Raw genomic sequence first — 13,451 nt, 5'->3', positions numbered from 1 at the left:
CGCGAGCAAGCTCGCTCCCACAAGGATTCGTGGCCGACCGAGGGGTATCGATTTCATGAACATCCTCTACGACGAACACCTCGACGGCCCTTTGCCGAAGGTGGACAAACAGGCCCTGCTGCAAGCCTTCCAGGCACAGATTCCAGACCTGGACATCCTGCACCAGGAGCAAGACCTCAAGCCCTACGAGTGCGATGGCTTGTCGGCCTATCGCACCACGCCCCTGCTGGTGGTCTTGCCCAGGCGGGTCGAGCAGGTGCAAGCGCTGCTCAAGCTCTGCCACGAACAGAACGTCCCGGTGGTCGCCAGGGGCGCCGGGACCGGTCTGTCCGGTGGTGCCCTGCCCCTGGCCAGTGGCGTGTTGCTGGTGATGGCGCGATTCAACCAGATCCTGCACATCGACCCCGACGCCCGTACCGCACGACTTCAGCCGGGTGTGCGCAACCTGGCGATCTCCCAGGCAGCGGCGCCGTTCGGGCTGTATTACGCGCCAGACCCTTCGTCCCAGATCGCCTGTTCCATTGGTGGCAATGTCGCGGAAAATGCCGGCGGCGTGCACTGCCTCAAGTACGGCCTGACAGTGCACAACCTGTTGAAGCTGGAAATCCTCACCGTCGAAGGCGAACGCCTGACCCTGGGCAGCGAAGCCCTGGATTCGCCGGGCCTGGACCTGCTGGCGCTGTTCACCGGCTCCGAAGGCTTGCTCGGGGTGATCACCGAAGTGACGGTCAAGCTGTTGCCCCGGCCCCAGGTCGCCAAGGTGCTGCTGGCCAGTTTCGATTCGGTGGACAAGGCCGGGCGGGCGGTGGCCGACATCATCGCCGCCGGCATCATTCCCGGTGGCCTGGAAATGATGGACAACCTGGCGATCCGCGCCGCCGAGGATTTCATCCACGCCGGCTATCCGGTGGACGCCGAAGCGATCCTGCTGTGCGAACTGGACGGGGTCGAGGCCGATGTCCATGACGACTGCGAACGGGTTCGTCAGGTGTTGGAACAGGCCGGGGCCACCGAGGTGCGCCAGGCGCGGGACGAGGCCGAGCGGCTGCGGTTCTGGGCCGGGCGCAAGAACGCCTTCCCGGCGGTGGGGCGCCTGGCGCCGGATTATTACTGCATGGACGGCACCATCCCCCGACGCGCCCTGCCCGAGGTGCTGCAACGCATCGCCAGCCTGGGCGCCGAGTATGGCCTGCGGGTCGCCAATGTGTTTCATGCCGGCGACGGCAACATGCACCCACTGATCCTGTTCGATGCCAACCAGCCCGGCGAACTGGAGCGCGCCGAAACCCTGGGTGGGAAAATCCTCGAACTGTGTGTCCAGGTAGGCGGCAGCATCACCGGCGAGCACGGGGTTGGCCGGGAAAAAATCAATCAGATGTGCACGCAGTTCAACAGCGACGAACTGAACCTGTTCCACGCGGTAAAAGCGGCATTCGATCCCCAAGGCCTGCTCAACCCTGGCAAGAACATCCCGACCCTGCACCGTTGCGCCGAGTTCGGTGCCATGCACATCCATGGCGGGCAGTTGCCGTTTCCCGAACTGGAGCGTTTCTGATGAGCCGCGAAGCCGACCAGGACGCCAGCGACCTGTTGCTCGAACAGGTCAATCGCGCACGGGCCAACGCCACGCCGTTGCGCATCCAGGGTTCGAACAGCAAGGCGTTCCTGGGGCGGGAAGTGGCCGGCGAAGTGCTGGACACCCGCGTGCACCGTGGCATCGTCCATTACGACCCCACCGAGCTGGTCATCACGGCGCGGGCCGGCACCCCGCTGCGGGAACTGCTCGCCGCCCTGGAGGCCGCCGGGCAACGCCTGCCCTGCGAACCGCCGGCATTCGGCGACGACGCCACGGTCGGCGGCATGGTCGCCGCCGGGCTGTCGGGGCCCCGTCGCCCCTGGGCAGGTTCGGTGCGCGACTTCGTCCTGGGTACGCGCCTGATCAGCGGCCACGGCACCGTGCTGCGTTTCGGCGGCGAGGTGATGAAGAATGTCGCCGGCTATGATCTCTCGCGCCTGCTGGCCGGCAGTTTCGGTTGCCTGGGGGTGATCACCGAAGTGTCCTTGAAGGTCCTGCCCAAGCCCCGTCACAGCCTGAGCATCCGCCTGGAACTGGGCAGCGCCGAAGCCTTGGAGACACTCGCCGAATGGGGCCGCCAGCCCCTGCCCATCAGCGCCGCCAGCCATGACGGCGACTGCCTGCACCTGCGCCTGGAGGGGGGCGAAGGCTCGGTCAGTGCCGCTCATCAACGTTTTGGTGGCGAGGTGATCGACGATCGATACTGGACGGCACTGAATGAACATCGGTTGGCATTTTTCGACGAAGGCTTGCCGCTGTGGCGCCTGTCATTGCCCAACCATACCGGCCCCCTCACCCTGCCCGGCGCTCAACTGATCGATTGGGGTGGCGCGCAACGCTGGTTGAAAACCGAGGCTGGCACGGTACAAGCCCTGGCCCATGAAGTGGGCGGCCATGCCACCTGCTATCGTCAGGGTGCCAGCGACACACCGTTCCAGCCACTGGCCCCGGCGCTGCTGCGCTATCACCGGCAACTCAAGGCCCAGCTCGATCCCCTGGGACTGTTCAACCCTGGTCGAATGTACCCGGAGCTCTAGCATGCAGACTCGGTTCAGTGAGGAAAGCAAAAACCTGCCCCGCGCCGAAGAAGCCGAACGGATCCTGCGCAGTTGCGTGCATTGCGGCTTCTGCAATGCCACCTGCCCCACCTACCAATTGCTCGGCGATGAACTGGACGGCCCGCGAGGCCGGATCTACCTGATCAAGCAAGTGCTCGAAGGCCAGCCGGCGACAGCCAGCACCCAGTTGCACCTGGATCGCTGCCTGTCGTGTCGCAACTGCGAGACCACCTGCCCGTCCGGCGTGGATTACCACAACCTGCTGGATATCGGCCGGGCAGTGGTCGACCAAGCCGTACCGCGCCCCGCCGGCCAACGCGCACTGCGCCTGGGGTTGCGCAGCCTGGCCGTCAGTCCCGAACGGTTCAAGGCCCTGCTGCGCCTTGGTGCGGTCTTCCGTCCGTTGCTGCCGACGAACCTGAGCGCCAAGTTGCCCCGCCCCGCCCCCTCCCACAGCGACCGCCCCCCGCTACGCCATGGGCGGAGGGTGTTGATGCTCGAAGGCTGCGTGCAACCGGGCCTGTCGCCCAACACCAACACCTCGGCAGCGCGAGTGCTGGATCGACTCGGCATCAGCGTGATCCCTTGTGCGCAAGCCGGCTGCTGCGGTGCGCTGGATTATCACCTCGATGCCCAGGCCACCGGACTGGACCGCGCCCGACAGAACATCGACGCCTGGTGGCCGCACCTGGAGCACGGCGCCGAAGCCATCGTCCAGACGGCCAGCGGTTGCGGTGCCTTCATCAAGGACTACGGGCACCTGCTGGAACATGACCCTGCCTATGCCGCCAAGGCCAAGCAGGTAAGCGAACGAGCGCTGGACCTGGTGCAAGTGCTCGGCAACGAACCGCTGGAAGAGATCTGCGCGGCCAGGAACCAGCGCATCGCCGTTCATTGCCCGTGCACCTTGCAGCATGCGCAGAAACTCGGCGGCAGCATTGAAGCGCTGTTGACGCGGCTGGGTTTCAACCTCACCGAGGTGCCCGACGGCCATTTGTGTTGCGGTTCGGCCGGCACCTATTCGCTGACCCAACCGGCCTTGGCGCGGCAGTTGCGCGACAACCGCCTCAATGCCCTGGAAAGCGGCCAGCCGGAGATGATCGTCACGGCCAACGTCGGCTGCCAGAACCACCTCGACGGCGCCGGTCGCACGCCCGTGCGGCATTGGATCGAGCTGGTGGATCAGTCCCTGGCAGAATGAAGTCCTGAAGATTCTTCGTTTGCCGGGGCCGGCGAAGGCTGCGATCTTTCGTTCAACTTTCCCACTGCCCTCGCCAGGAATTCTCACGATGAGCTTCGTCAGCCCCGACCTGATCCGCCAACGCTTCTCCAGAGCGATGTCCGACATGTACCGCGACGAGGTGCCGCTGTATGGCGCCCTGATGAAGCTGGTGGAACACACCAACGCCCAGGTGCTGAGCGAACAACCGCAGTTGGCCGCACACCTGCGCAGCACCGGCGAACTCGAGCGCCTGGACTTGGAACGCCACGGCGCGATTCGCGTCGGCACCGCCGCCGAACTGGCGACCCTGGGGCGACTGTTCGCGGTCATGGGCATGCAGCCGGTGGGCTACTACGACCTCACGCCGGCCGGGGTGCCAGTGCATTCCACAGCGTTTCGCGCCGTGCATGAAAGCGCGTTGCAGGTGAGCCCGTTCCGAGTGTTTACCTCGCTGCTGCGATTGGAACTGATCGAGAATTCCGAGCTGCGGGCCTTTGCCGAGTCGGTGCTGGCCAAACGGCAGATCTTCACCCCCGGGGCCCTGGAGCTCATTGACCTGGCCGAGCGCCAGGGTGGCCTGACGCAAGCCCAGGCCGAGGACTTCGTCCTGCAGGCCCTGGAAACCTTCCGCTGGCACCACAGCGCCACCGTCACCGCCGAACAGTACCGGCAACTGAGCGCCCAGCATCGCCTGATCGCCGACGTGGTGGCGTTCAAGGGCCCACATATCAATCACCTGACGCCGCGCACCCTGGACATCGACATCGTCCAGGCCCAGATGCCCATGCATGGCATTACCCCCAAGGCCGTGATCGAAGGCCCACCCCGTCGCCAATGCCCGATCCTGCTGCGCCAGACCAGTTTCAAGGCACTCGACGAACCCGTCGCCTTCACCGACCAGCTACAGGCCCAAGGCAGCCACAGCGCCCGCTTCGGCGAAATCGAACAACGCGGCGCCGCGCTCACGCCCAAGGGCCGCGCGCTCTACGACCAATTGCTGAACGCCGCACGCGATGCGCTGGGGGCGTTTCCCAACGAAGCCAACGCCGAACGCTACAACGCGTTGATGGCCGAACACTTTGTCGCATTCCCGGACAACCACGATGAATTGCGCCAACAGGCATTGGCGTATTTCCGTTACTTCCCGACGCCCAAGGGCCTCGCCGCCAAGGGCGACCTCGAACCAGCAGCGTCCCTGGAACACTTGCTCGAACAGCAATACCTGCGCGCCGAGCCCTTGGTGTACGAAGACTTCCTGCCGGTCAGCGCCGCCGGCATCTTCCAGTCGAACCTCGGCGATGCCGCCCAGAGCCATTACGCCGGGCAGTCCAACCGCCAGGCCTTCGAAGCGGCGCTGGGGCGAGCGACCATCGATGAGCTGAGGCTGTACGCCCAGACGCAACAGCGCTCCATTGATGAGTGCAGGGCTGCGTTGGGCGTGTAGGAACAGGCCGAAGGATAAAACGGCAATAAGTTGCCTGACCGGCGCGCAACACGGCGCGCCGTCCTCGGTGATTCTGCCCGGCTAGAGCGACGCCCGGGTGGATCGCGAATATCTGCAATGCACCGGGCAAGCGTTTGTACGCTTTGTTGCCCGACTGAAGGGAATAGCCGCCTTCACTCAGATCAAGCCATTGATATTTATAGTCTTTTCTAATCTGGCATAGCGTTTGATAACCGTCAGGCCACCTAGGGGCGATTCCCGTCCCAGGACCTTATCGTTATCCAGGAAGGAGAACATTCCTTGGCTATCCCCGCGTACATGTCCGTTACAGGCACCAAACAAGGTCTGATCACTGCCGGTGCGTTTACCGCCGACTCAGTGGGCAACACCTACCAAGAGGGTCACGAAGACCAGGTCATGGTGCAGGCTTTCGAGCACCAGGTGACCATCCCTCGCGATCCTCAGTCCGGTCAGCCAACCGGCCAGCGCATACACAAACCCCTGATCATCACCAAGGTATTCGACAAGGCTTCGCCACTGATGCTCGATGCCCTGACAAGCGGCGAGCGCCTGACCGAAGTCAAGATCCAGTGGTACCGCACTTCGGCCGCCGGCACCCAGGAGCACTACTACACCACCACATTGGAGGACGCGATCATCGTCGATATCAAGGACTACATGCCCAACTGCCAGGACCCGGAGAACACCCACTTCACCCATCTGGAAGACGTGTACTTCACGTATCGCAAGATCACCTGGACCCATGAAGTCAGCGGCACCTCGGGTTCCGATGACTGGCGTGCACCGGCCGCCGGTTGAAATCGGAGGCAGCCGTTCACGCATCGACCAACGCAGTGGGTCAATGTGCACTCTGATAATTGACAGTTATTGATTCAGGACGGTGTTCGCCCAGTGCGACGGCCTCGGCAATCCATGCACTGGTAAAGAGCCTGACACTGGGCGAACAGGCACAATAATAATGGAACTTTCAGAATAAGTCCGCGAGGCTGTTTAAATAATTGTTTATCTTTGTTGTAGCTGCGCACGACTGATCATGACTCATATGTTCGTACAGTTACATTCGTGGACCGGAACCCGGACCTGTGGCGAGGGAGGATTCCTTCGCTAGCGCTGCAAACAGTTATACAAAACATGGACAAGTACAAAAAGTTGCCTACACAAGAAAATTAAACAGTCATTAAAAAACTCTTTTTAATACCAGCCGGACTTCAACCACGCCGTCCGGTTTTTTGCGCATCGGTGTCCCCCGCTTCAGGGTCACCCCGTTGCTGTTTGCGCTTGGCCGGATCATTGGGGCGCAAGGCATCGTTATCGCGTTCCACTTCGCCGGGCAATGCCGGTGCGTCCGGGTTGGATGGGGTTCGATCGGGGTTGTACTTCATGGCGAACTCCTTGGATCTTTCGGGATTCAAGCATCGGGGTCGGCGACTTCTTCAGCGACATTGGCATCCGGCGAGCGCCGGTGCAGTTGCTCGGCCTGGGTCTTCAAATCCTGCCAGCGCGCCAGGTCGATGACGCCCCGGCCAAACAGGTCATTGGCCACCCGCATCAGCTCGGTGAAGTGGGCGTCGGGGGACTGCTGCCAATAGGCGTTGTCGTCGAACAACTGCTGCCAGTCGGCCAGCGACGGAAGTTTGAGGTCATCGCTCATGACGGGCTCCTGCGAGACGTTCATCAGTTATGAGGGTCGACGTTCGCAGGGAGTTCCGGCGATTTTCAATAGCCGGTCATTTCCAGATAACCCGTGCCGCCCTGGTTGCCACTGAGTCGTACCGGGCCTTCCCAATAGGGAATGCGCAGGTCCATCCAGGCCTTGGGATTGAGTGCCTGAAGGGTAACGTCGAGTTGTTTGCCGGGGATTTTGATGGCCCAGCGTACCGGCATCGGGCGTCCGGCGACCTGGGTGGTGTCCAGAGGCACGAGACTGATCTCTGCGGCCTGCAGGGTTTGCGTCCGGCCCTGGGCATCGATCCAGGTGCCTGTGAGGTAAGGCGCGCCGTCCTTGTGGCGCATGCGATAGAGCATCAGGTGCTCGCCATTGTCCAGGTGCAGGGAGAACCAGTCCCAGCCGGTCTGGTTGGCGGTCAGGGGCTGGCTGCTCCATTCGCGGTCGAGCCAGGCCGGGCCGCTGACCGTGTAACGCTGACCGTCGATTTCCAATTCACCGCTGGCCTGGAAAAACGGCTGGCTGTAGTAGTACGACGCCTGCCCCTGTTCGGATTTCTGGCTGAAACCTTGATCGCCCTGCAACACCAACGGGCGGCTCGACGTCAGCCGCAACGCATAGCTGAAGCGTCGGTCGCGCGCCTTCAATTGCATGTCCGCCAACGGCTCGGCCGCAACAGCCTGGCTGGTGAATTGCCAGTCGTCGATCCATGCCTCGAAAGGCACCGCCTGCACCCCGGCCTGCCCCACTCCGCCTCGGGCATAACGCTCGGCGGCATGGTGCACGGTGGCGGAAGTGACCGCCGCGTGGCCAAGCCAGATCGTCTGGTTGCGCCAGCCGCTGGCCTGGGGCGCGGCATCCAAGGCGCTGCGAAACAGCGTCCATTGCACACCGAATTCCCGGCCCTGGGCGTCCTTGAGATTGGCGGTGACGTACCACCACTCGATACGGAAACCGTCATGGATGCCATGGTCGGCCGGAAAACTGAACGCCCGCCCAGGCACGACGGGCGTAAAGGCGACAGCCTGGTCGCCGAGGCCGGCAAAGCCCTTTTGTGGCGGCGCTGAATCATCACAACCGCTGAGCAACGCCAGCAGCAACACGCCAATTTTAATTTTCATGGGCAAAGGTCCTCAGCAAATCCGCCGGCTGCGTTCGATACAACGCATACAGCGGCCAGGCCGATGCCAGGAGCGTGGCGAGCATCGCCAGGGCCAGCAACTGCACCAATTGCAACGGGAACACCCGCAACGGCAGGCGCCAGCCGAAGGCCTGTACATTGATCACCGCGTCCAGGCACCAGGCCAGGGCAATCCCCAGCGGCAAGGCCAGGACCAGGGTCAGCAGCGCCAGCAACCAGGTCTGGCCGAGGTTGAGCAACATCAATTGCCGACGCGTCACCCCCAGCGCCCACAGCGGCGCCAACTGGCCGAGACGACTCTGACTCTGGGTCAGCAGGCTGATGAACAACGCCACCCCCGCCACCGCCAGGGTCAGGCTGTTAAGGGCGGCGGTGGCGGCGAAGGTGCGCTCGAACACCTGGGTCGACCAGCCCTTGAGCCGGGCCTGGTCGACGATGCGGCTGTCGTCCAGGCTGAACCGGCCCTGCAACGCGGTCAGTAGTGCCGGGATCGCGGGCGGTTCGATGCGCAGGTTGAAACGGTTCGGCGTCAGCTGCGGCCAGTGCGCCAGCAAGTGATCGGCATTGACCAGCACGTGGCCCTTGGGATTGCCGTAGTCGGCGTAGATACCGACGATGCGCAGTGCCCAGGGTCCCTGTGGCGTCGGCAGGGTCAACTGATCGCCGATCCTCACCTTGAGGCGCCGGGCCAGTTGCTCGCTGAGCATCAGGGTGTCGGCGGCGGCCAGTTGCTCCCACGGCTTGTCGCCGGCCGATTCCAGTAGCGGCCAATGCTGGCGATAGTGCGGGTGATCGATGATGCCATGGATCTCCGTCGGCCAGCCCTGCAACGGGATCGAGACTTGCCAGAGGGGAACGACAGCCGTGATCGCCGGTTGCTGCTTGAGCCAGGCGTGCAACTCCACCGCCTGGGCTGGGGTTTGCGGGTTGATGTACAACTCGGCGGTCAGCCGTTGTTCGAGCCAGTTACTGAAGGTCTGGCGGAAACCGGCGGTCATGCTGCCGGCACCGATATTCGCCGCCAAGGCCAACAGCAAAGCCATCAGCGCCAGGCTCAGCGTCGGCAATTGCTGACGACAATCGGCGAGAAACCATTGCCCGAGCACCGAGCGATTGTGGCGCAGCAGTTGCTTCAGCGCACTGTTGAGCAACACCGGCAAGGCCAGCGCCGCCCCCAGCAACAAGGCGGTCATCAGGACAAAACCGCTGGCCAGGCTGTCGCCCCAGACCAGCGCCGAGGCAGCAATCAACGCCGCCCCTGTCGCCACCCAACCCTGGCGTCGCAGCCAGCGCCCATGGGCCTGATGCCAGGCCTGGGGATTGGCCAGCGCCAGCAAGGGCAAACGCGCCGCCCGTAGCAGGCTGTCGGCCCCGGCCAGCAGCGCGCCGAGCAGGCTCAGGCCGACACCGCTGAGCCACCACCCCAGGCTGAGGTTCAAATGCCCGGCTACTTCGGCACCGTACAAACCCCGCAGGCTCGCCGCGACATCAGGCAACAACAGGCCCGCCAGCCAATAGCCGCAAAGAACCCCGGCGATCCCGCCCAGCAAGGCCAGCGCACCCAGCTCAATCGCCAGACTGATGACCAGCACCCGCGCACTGACGCCACAGGCCCGCAGGGTTCGCAGCAGGCTGCGACGCTGTTCGAGGGCCAGGCCGATGGCGGCGTGAACGATGAACAACCCCACCACGAACGATAAAAACCCCAAGGCGTCGAGGTTCAGGTGAAAACTTTCGGTCAGGCGCGACAGGTTGTTTTCTTCATCGGCACGCGTCAATTGCAGCCGATCACGGAAGGCCTCCGACAGCGCGGCATTGAACGTGGCGGGCAACAACAGCCGCGACAACTGGTCCGGCAACCCGAGTACGGCTTGGGCAAAACCGATGTCCATCAACAGCACGCCCGGCGCCATGTCCACTTGGACATGCAGCGGCGGCAGCGGTTGCCCATCGACTGTACGAGGCCGGTCGCCCTCGTCCAGCCCCAAGGCCTGCAAGGTCTGCGGGGCGACCCACGTGCGACCGGGGTCGGTAAAAAACTCGACCACCTCGCTCATGTCCCGCGCCTGCCCCGCCAGGGCCGCGCCGGGCGGCAGCGACACCGGGTCGATGCCCATCAGTTGCAGGCGCTGATCCTCGTGCCCCTTGAGCAGCACCCGGGCCTGCAACACCGGCGACACCGGCCAGCCCTGGCGCCGCAAATCGATAAACCATTGCTGAGGGAAGGTGCCGCCACCGGGGGCATTGAGGCTGGCCTGGGGTCCGCCGCCGATCAATTGGCTGGCCCGGGCGTAGCTGTCCCGGGCCTGACTGTTCAGCGCTTGCACGCCGGTGAGCAGGCTGGTGGCGAGCCAGAGGCCGGTCAGCACGCTGAAGAATTGCACCGGGTGTTGGCGCCAATGGCTGAGCAGGGCCTTGAGGGTCTGGCGAACGATCATCACCCCTGGGCCACCTGCGCCAACCGTCCGCCGTGCAACACCACGCGTTGGGCCAGGCGAGCCGCCACCCGTGGACTGTGGGTCACCATCAGCAGACTGGTGGGGCTGCCCTCCAGCAGTTCCAGCAACAGTTGCAGCACTTGGTCGCTGGTGGTTTCGTCGAGGCTGCCGGTGGGTTCGTCGGCCAGCAACAAAGGTGGCCGCGAGGCCAGCGCCCGCCCCAGCGCCACCCGTTGCTGCTGGCCGCCGGAAAGCTGTTCAGGGTAACGCCGCAGCAACGCTGCAAGCCCGAGCCGCTGCACCAGATGGGCTTGCCAGGCCGCGTCATGGCGGCCGCACAGGCGCGCCTGGAACGCCAGGTTGTCTTCCACCGACAAGCTGCTGATGAGGTTGAACTGCTGGAACACCAGGCCGATTTCCGTGCGTCGCCAGTTCGCCAGTTGGCTTTCGCTCATGCCATCGAGCCGATACTCGCCACTGCGGATGCTGCCGCGATCCACCTTGTCCAGCCCGGCGACCAGGTGCAGCAAGGTGCTCTTGCCACTGCCGGACTCCCCCATCAGCGCCAGGCTGCTGCCGGGCATCAGGGTCAGGTCGACGCCCTGCAGCACCGGCAACGGGCCTTGGGGCGTGGGGTAGCTTTTATAGACATCGCGGACTTCAAGCATGAACAGGCTCGATGAATGAACGTGAGGCTCAGGATAGCGGAATTAGCCGCAATGCCGGCCCAGGCGAGAGCTCGCGAAGGCGGTGTATCAGTTGGCGGTGATGTGGATGGGCAGGCCTCATCACGAGCGAGCTCGCTCCCACAGGGCTCTGCGGCGTATGTGCATTTTGTGGCTGCCGAAAATCCATGTGGGAGCGAGCTTGCTCGCGAAGGCGGCGTCATAGTCGATGAAGATGTTGGATGTGCCGGCCTCATACGAGCAAGTCCACTCCCAAAGAGCTCAGCGTATAGAGTCAATGCCCCACTGCCATTTCAACCTGGCCGGAATGCGGTGTCACGATGTTGTCCAGGTCGATATGTTTCCACGCCGGTTTCGCCCCCAGCCGCGCGTTGAAGCGGTAGTTGAAGGTGAAGTCGTCATCGGTCGGCTGGTTCAGGGATTTTCCATAAGCCGATTCGACCCCGACCGGGTCGTAGCCCATCAACTGCAACAACGTCGGGAAGATGTTGTAGTGGCTGGAGCGGTCCTTGTTCCGAGCCCAGGCATTGCGCCAATCGAGGGTCTGCAATTGGCTGCCCTGGATCACCACCAACGGCACCAAGCCTTCTTCGGCCACCGGGTCGCCGCCGCAATGGGTGTTAAGCCCGGGATTGCCGCGTTCGTGCAGATCCTGGCCGTGGTCGGAGGTATAGATCAACACCGCATGGCTCAAATCGGCCTGTTGGAAGATTCGCTTGAAGAACTCGCCGACATTCCACAACAAGGTGTTCTGGTAGGCGTTGCGGTACAGCAGCCAGTCATCTTGCTGGCCATTGAAACCGTCGCGCCTGCCGGTGTCGGCCACTTCCTGGAACTGCCCGCGCGGCAAGGCCGGACGGTAGTTCATGAAGTCGTCGGGGTATTTGTCGTGCACTGGAAAATGCGCCCCCACCTTGTTGATCACCACCAGTTCGGCCTGGTGGTCGCCCAACAGCTCGATCAACTTCGCCGCCGCCGCCATGTCGCGGTCACGCACGCTGGCCTGGTCGAATTGGACGAATTCGTCGATGTCCTGTTTTTCCAGGTCGGTCATCAGGTTCTGCAGGTTGCCGCCAGTGCGCTGGGCGTCGATGTAGACGGTGCGCAAGCCGGCCTTCTTGGCGTACTGCCAGATCGACGGCCGGGTGCTGTTGATGCGCATGTAGTCAGCGCGAGTACCGCCGTAGCGCAAGGTGACATTGGTGTCGGCGCTGCAATTGGCGATGGAAGCCGCGTAGCCGAAATTGAAAATATCCACGCCCTCGGGCGGTGTCTTCAGGCCGCTGTGCACGCCAGACGGCGTGTTGATATCCAGGTAATTGCCGCCAATGCTTTCATCGATGATCAGCACGATGTCCTGCTCGATCAAAGACGATCGCCGCGTCAGGGTGACCGGTTCCCGGGGGCCGATGGTGTTGTGCAAGGACTCGTAGGCGAAGAGATTCAAATAGGCCAACGGCGTGTACATCACCGGCAGGCCGCGCGCGCCCTCGCCCGCCCGCACGAACAGCACGCCACTGAGCAACACCACGCCCAGCACGGGCGCGAGCACCGGCAGATAACCGGGCACTCGCAGCGCCCGCCGAGGCTTGAGGGCGATGCCGAACAACAGCAACAAGCCGCCGATCGCCGCGTTGATGATCACCTCGCGATACTGATAGGCCGCTTCCTGGATGAACCCTCCCGAGTACACCAGCGAGACAAACTGGCTGTAGGTCAGGTAACTGTCCGTGACCTGGGTGTACACCTCGAAAAAAACCGCTGACACGAACAGCGCCACGGCAAATACATGCCTGACCATCGTCTGGCGTATGTAGGCGCACATCCACAGCGCCCCCACCAACAACACGAACATGGCGCCGAACAGCAAGGTGGCCAAGCCCAGGCCCAACGTATCGAGACGGTCGAGGTAATAGGCGTACCCCTTGAGCAGGTACAAAAACAGCAGCAATTCCTTGAGGTAGCGGGCCATGTTTTCCTCGACCGGATCGCGGTGTCGAAAGCACTTCGTTCCTGCACGTTAGCAGCCGATTTTCAAAGCGCAAGAAACGCCCTCCCCCAACCACGCGTCAAAAAAAAGTTGCCCCAAAAACGACACGAAAATAGGTAACAAAATATAAAAATCTATGGATAACGACCGTTTATCGCTTTGTTAAATGCCAGTCACACCCAGCAAAACAGCCACTTTGCTAGATCAGT

General features: G+C 63.1%; 11 protein-coding genes. 5 read left to right on the top strand and 6 right to left on the bottom strand.

Going from position 1 to position 13,451, the window contains the following annotated elements:
* Nucleotides 1-55: 55 nt before the first annotated feature.
* From glcD to IB266_RS02885, 5 genes are all read left to right on the top strand, one after another.
* Nucleotides 56-1,555, top strand: a complete 1,500-nt coding sequence (glcD, locus tag IB266_RS02905; protein ID WP_103311231.1) for a glycolate oxidase subunit GlcD — start codon at nt 56-58, stop codon at nt 1,553-1,555.
* Nucleotides 1,555-2,613 carry a glycolate oxidase subunit GlcE gene (glcE, locus tag IB266_RS02900; protein ID WP_092472606.1) on the top strand — a complete coding sequence of 353 codons (1,059 nt, stop codon included), beginning with the start codon at nt 1,555-1,557 and terminating at the stop codon, nt 2,611-2,613. The genes glcD and glcE overlap by 1 nt, the downstream gene beginning before the upstream one ends.
* A 1-nt stretch (nt 2,614) precedes the next feature.
* Nucleotides 2,615-3,835 (top strand): glycolate oxidase subunit GlcF, encoded by a 1,221-nt coding sequence (glcF, locus tag IB266_RS02895; protein ID WP_192260038.1) that lies wholly within the window; start codon nt 2,615-2,617, stop codon nt 3,833-3,835.
* A gap of 88 nt (nt 3,836-3,923) precedes the next feature.
* Nucleotides 3,924-5,300: a VOC family protein gene (locus tag IB266_RS02890; RefSeq protein ID WP_192260037.1), complete on the top strand. Its 1,377-nt coding sequence runs from the start codon at nt 3,924-3,926 to the stop codon at nt 5,298-5,300.
* Between the two features lie 300 nt (nt 5,301-5,600).
* A complete protein-coding gene (locus IB266_RS02885; RefSeq protein ID WP_192260036.1) occupies nt 5,601-6,119 on the top strand; it encodes an Hcp family type VI secretion system effector in 519 nt (172 codons plus the stop codon).
* A 410-nt stretch (nt 6,120-6,529) separates the two neighbouring features.
* On the opposite strand, the gene IB266_RS02880 is transcribed toward IB266_RS02885, so the two are convergent.
* The 6 genes from IB266_RS02880 to IB266_RS02855 form a co-directional block, all read right to left on the bottom strand.
* Nucleotides 6,530-6,703 (bottom strand): hypothetical protein, encoded by a 174-nt coding sequence (locus tag IB266_RS02880; protein WP_192260035.1) that lies wholly within the window; start codon nt 6,701-6,703, stop codon nt 6,530-6,532.
* Between the two features lie 26 nt (nt 6,704-6,729).
* On the bottom strand, nt 6,730-6,972 hold the full coding sequence (locus IB266_RS02875; RefSeq protein WP_192260034.1) for a hypothetical protein: 243 nt from the start codon (nt 6,970-6,972) through the stop codon (nt 6,730-6,732).
* A 65-nt stretch (nt 6,973-7,037) separates the two neighbouring features.
* On the bottom strand, nt 7,038-8,108 hold the full coding sequence (locus IB266_RS02870) for a lipocalin-like domain-containing protein (protein ID WP_192260032.1): 1,071 nt from the start codon (nt 8,106-8,108) through the stop codon (nt 7,038-7,040).
* A complete protein-coding gene (locus IB266_RS02865) occupies nt 8,098-10,566 on the bottom strand; it encodes an ABC transporter permease (RefSeq protein ID WP_192260126.1) in 2,469 nt (822 codons plus the stop codon). Before IB266_RS02865 ends, IB266_RS02870 begins: the two co-directional genes overlap by 11 nt.
* Nucleotides 10,566-11,234: an ABC transporter ATP-binding protein gene (locus IB266_RS02860; protein ID WP_192260030.1), complete on the bottom strand. Its 669-nt coding sequence runs from the start codon at nt 11,232-11,234 to the stop codon at nt 10,566-10,568. The genes IB266_RS02865 and IB266_RS02860 overlap by 1 nt, the downstream gene beginning before the upstream one ends.
* Nucleotides 11,235-11,526: 292 nt before the next feature.
* On the bottom strand, nt 11,527-13,224 hold the full coding sequence (locus tag IB266_RS02855; RefSeq protein WP_192260028.1) for a sulfatase-like hydrolase/transferase: 1,698 nt from the start codon (nt 13,222-13,224) through the stop codon (nt 11,527-11,529).
* Between the last annotated feature and the right edge of the window lie 227 nt (nt 13,225-13,451).

The organism is Pseudomonas sp. Pdm06, from assembly GCF_014851795.1.
In the GTDB taxonomy this organism is placed as follows: domain Bacteria; phylum Pseudomonadota; class Gammaproteobacteria; order Pseudomonadales; family Pseudomonadaceae; genus Aquipseudomonas; species Aquipseudomonas fluorescens_AA.
Note: the sequence above shows the minus strand (reverse complement) of the source record. Positions and strands in the feature narration are given on the sequence as shown.

Bases quoted from the DNA above. Each gene is read 5' to 3' on its own strand.
- glcF (WP_192260038.1), top strand. From the start codon at position 2,615: ATGCAGACTCGGTTCAGTGAGGAAAGCAAAAACCTGCCCCGCGCCGAA.
- IB266_RS02860 (WP_192260030.1), bottom strand. From the start codon at position 11,234: ATGCTTGAAGTCCGCGATGTCTATAAAAGCTACCCCACGCCCCAAGGC.
- IB266_RS02865 (WP_192260126.1), bottom strand. From the start codon at position 10,566: ATGATCGTTCGCCAGACCCTCAAGGCCCTGCTCAGCCATTGGCGCCAA.
- IB266_RS02855 (WP_192260028.1), bottom strand. From the start codon at position 13,224: ATGGCCCGCTACCTCAAGGAATTGCTGCTGTTTTTGTACCTGCTCAAG.
- IB266_RS02870 (WP_192260032.1), bottom strand. From the start codon at position 8,108: ATGAAAATTAAAATTGGCGTGTTGCTGCTGGCGTTGCTCAGCGGTTGT.
- glcD (WP_103311231.1), top strand. From the start codon at position 56: ATGAACATCCTCTACGACGAACACCTCGACGGCCCTTTGCCGAAGGTG.
- glcE (WP_092472606.1), top strand. From the start codon at position 1,555: ATGAGCCGCGAAGCCGACCAGGACGCCAGCGACCTGTTGCTCGAACAG.
- IB266_RS02890 (WP_192260037.1), top strand. From the start codon at position 3,924: ATGAGCTTCGTCAGCCCCGACCTGATCCGCCAACGCTTCTCCAGAGCG.
- IB266_RS02880 (WP_192260035.1), bottom strand. From the start codon at position 6,703: ATGAAGTACAACCCCGATCGAACCCCATCCAACCCGGACGCACCGGCA.
- IB266_RS02875 (WP_192260034.1), bottom strand. From the start codon at position 6,972: ATGAGCGATGACCTCAAACTTCCGTCGCTGGCCGACTGGCAGCAGTTG.